Origin of the sequence: Paenibacillus sp. GbtcB18, assembly GCF_019091125.1 — a bacterium.
GTDB lineage: Bacteria > Bacillota > Bacilli > Paenibacillales > NBRC-103111 > Paenibacillus_F > Paenibacillus_F chitinolyticus.
Map to the genome: position 1 here is coordinate 1 of NZ_JAGXJX010000131.1, position 463 is coordinate 463.

Below are 463 nucleotides of genomic sequence, written 5' to 3' on the forward strand. Positions count from 1 at the left end.
GTATTCTATTTTGCTTATAAATAATTTTAATCAATTAGGACATCAATTCCAAAAGGATATAAACCAACAGGAATGGTAGCAATGACAGAGTTAGTGTTGGTATTAATAACAGATACATTATTTGAGTTTCGATTTGCAACAAAAATCGTACTAGATGGAACCTCAGTTGGACCGGTAGCACCCACTGCACCCGTTGGTCCAGTGAAACCAGTAGATCCAGTCGGTAGTGTGAATGGTGGGATAGGTGGTAAAGTCGGACCGATTAAACTAGGATTGAGAGCAACGGAAGATAAGAACTCATTCATCATATTTCACCTCTAATAAAAACGTATTATTAATAGTAAATGTAGATGTCGAACAAGGTGAAACGGACTAGTGAGGAATTAGGCAATGAAATTTCATAAAAGCGTTATTGAGTAACAAATAAAAAGAGCGCATTATTATATGCACTCTTGGTAAGGTA

1 protein-coding gene is annotated in these 463 nt (G+C 36.1%); it reads right to left on the reverse strand.

All coding sequences use genetic code 11. The features are described 5' to 3' along the window. Positions 1-26: 26 nt before the first annotated feature. Positions 27-308: a YncE family protein gene (locus KVT34_RS32530; RefSeq protein WP_302695742.1), complete on the reverse strand. Its 282-nt coding sequence runs from the start codon at positions 306-308 to the stop codon at positions 27-29. Between the last annotated feature and the right edge of the window lie 155 nt (positions 309-463).